Annotated in this window: 3 protein-coding genes; all 3 read right to left on the reverse strand. The window is 45.0% G+C overall.

Annotated elements, in window-relative coordinates:
• Positions 1-1182 (reverse strand): peptide MFS transporter (locus ACS8FD_RS13000; RefSeq protein ID WP_439276206.1); only part of this gene is annotated, 1182 nt, incomplete at its 3' end.
• 276 nt (positions 1183-1458) lie between these two features.
• Positions 1459-1938 carry a hypothetical protein gene (locus tag ACS8FD_RS13005; protein WP_439263153.1) on the reverse strand — a complete coding sequence of 160 codons (480 nt, stop codon included), beginning with the start codon at positions 1936-1938 and terminating at the stop codon, positions 1459-1461.
• A 135-nt stretch (positions 1939-2073) separates the two neighbouring features.
• Positions 2074-2398 (reverse strand): nitrilase-related carbon-nitrogen hydrolase (locus tag ACS8FD_RS13010; RefSeq protein ID WP_439276207.1); only part of this gene is annotated, 325 nt, incomplete at its 5' end.

Raw genomic sequence — 2398 nt, forward strand, 5'->3', positions numbered from 1 at the left:
AAAGCCTGCCGCAGCGAGTAACATCCCAAGGGCAAACTTCACCATACTACTTGGCTCAAGACCTCGGTTACCAAGCTTGACCCAAACAATACTAATGATGGGTGCTAAAAGAAGAATAAATAAAGGGTTAAGTGACTGGAACCAAATGCTTGGTATCTCAAAACCCAAAACGTTTAGATCAGTATAGCGATCAGCAAATAGATTAAATGATGTTGGCTGCTGCTCAAAACTTGACCAAAACAGCGTTGAGCCGATAATCAAAATGAAGCAAATCAGCAAACGCAGCTTATCGGTTTTATCCAGCCTTGGTGAAATAAACATAATCGCAAAATACAGTATCACCACACTTGCGATGATATAGGTCATATACTCTGCCACCATTTGCGGCTCAAACGGCATTATACCAGACGCGACCAGCACAACGACTGCGACCAGTAAAGCCACAAATCCTATGACCCAGCGACCGATGTTGTTAAAACGGTCATTTGAGCGCTCCCACTCAGCAGCGATGCCTTTTGCTTGTGCATAGCGTGTCAATGTCTTTTGAGCAGAAAAACGATAGATGAGTAGCGAGACCAACATACCCAGTCCACCAACCCCAAAGCCGACATGCCACATGCCTTGCTCTTTAAATACCCCAACGATAAGGGCAGCTAATAAAGCGCCGATATTGATACCCATATAAAATAGAGTAAAGCCACTGTCACGGCGCACATCACCCTTAGAGTATAACGCCCCAACCATCACCGAAATACAGGTTTTAAATAACCCCGACCCCAACACGATACAGATGAGACCAACGAAGAATAATGTCATACCGAACATTGCGGAGAGCGCGATACATAAATGGCCAAGCGCGATAATAATACTGCCCCACCATAATGCACGCTCTTGACCAAGCCAGTTATCAGCAAGCCAGCCACCTGGTACCGCTGCCAAGTACAAAGAGCCTGCAAAAATACCATAGATAGCAGAAGCGGTAACTTCATCGAAACCAAAGCCACCGCTTCCCACCGTCGCCACCATAAATAATACCAACAGCGGACGGATACTATAGTAAGAGAACCGCTCCCACATCTCAGTAAAGAATAAAGGGCGCAGCGGTTTGGGATGGCCCATAAACCCATTATCTAGTGCTTCTAGCTCAGTAGCACTAACCTCTGATTTTACTTCCGTGCTCATAAGTTTATTCCTTTGCGATACTACGATAGAGATGACCAAGTCCATCGCTAGTAAGACAGACAGTCATAAATGCGCGTTATTGTTTCATCAGATTACAAATATGTAAAGGAAAAGAATGTTCATTAATTGAACAGTCACTTACGAAAACATGAGACAAAAAAGCACCGAGCTATTAAAAATAATAGCTCGGTGCTTTTTAAAAACGCTACTACTTAACTATCTATCATGAAATACTAACGATAGTATTTAACCATTTTATCAAACAGTCTCATTAGTTTATTGAGCAGTAGTCGTATCTTCAGTTGTACCAGCCTCCAGATCACCGTCAGCTTGTTCTGCGGTGAGTTCGGTATCTTCAACCGCAGCTTGGCTCACTGTGCCAGAAGCAGTGGCTGTACCAGCTTCAGCGCTAACCACTGCACCGCTTGTGTCTTCAGCAGGCGTAACCGTAGCATCAGCGGCAGCTTCAGTCGCACTCTCGCCAGCACCTACTGCTGCATCGGTATCAGTGTCTGCTGACGCGGCTTCTGCAGTAGCAACAGCAGTATCAGTCACTACTGGCTCTTCAACAGCGATCGCTTCTGCTTCATCAGCCGCTGCCGAGGCTTCAGTCGTTTCAGCTGTGATGTGCTCACCTGCTGGACGCAAGAATGCTGAGACACCAATAAGTAAGACAATACCCAAGAACAAGGCAATGCCGCCCAAAGCATATATAAACTCTTTTTTTGGATTGTTGTTGACGATATCTTCTGACATACCTTATCCACCTTGCGCAAAATATTTGAAATTTTAGCCTATTATATCGCAATTTGTACCAATGTGTTAAAACCCTTAACTATTTGAAGGAATTATTATTTAGTACCTGCTTATAAGCCATTGACGATGTCCTTTTTATTTACCAAGACGAGCACGAGCGGCGGCGCGTTTGCCAAGGTAGCTCAGCAGTAATAATAGCGCAATGATGAATAAAATTGGATAATTACCAAAACGCATAAATGGTGTATTGCCAACCCGCGCTTGCACATCACCTCGTAATACGGTGCGCTCAAACTGCGGTGCGCGCTCAACGATACGGCCTTTATGATCGATGATAGCAGTCACACCTGTGTTGGTGGCTCGCATAAACCAGCGGCCATTTTCTAACGCCCGCATTTGTACCATTTGTAGATGCTGCAATGGACCTGCCGACGTACCAAACCAAGCATCGTTTGAGATG

Source organism: Psychrobacter sp. 1U2, from assembly GCF_051847575.1.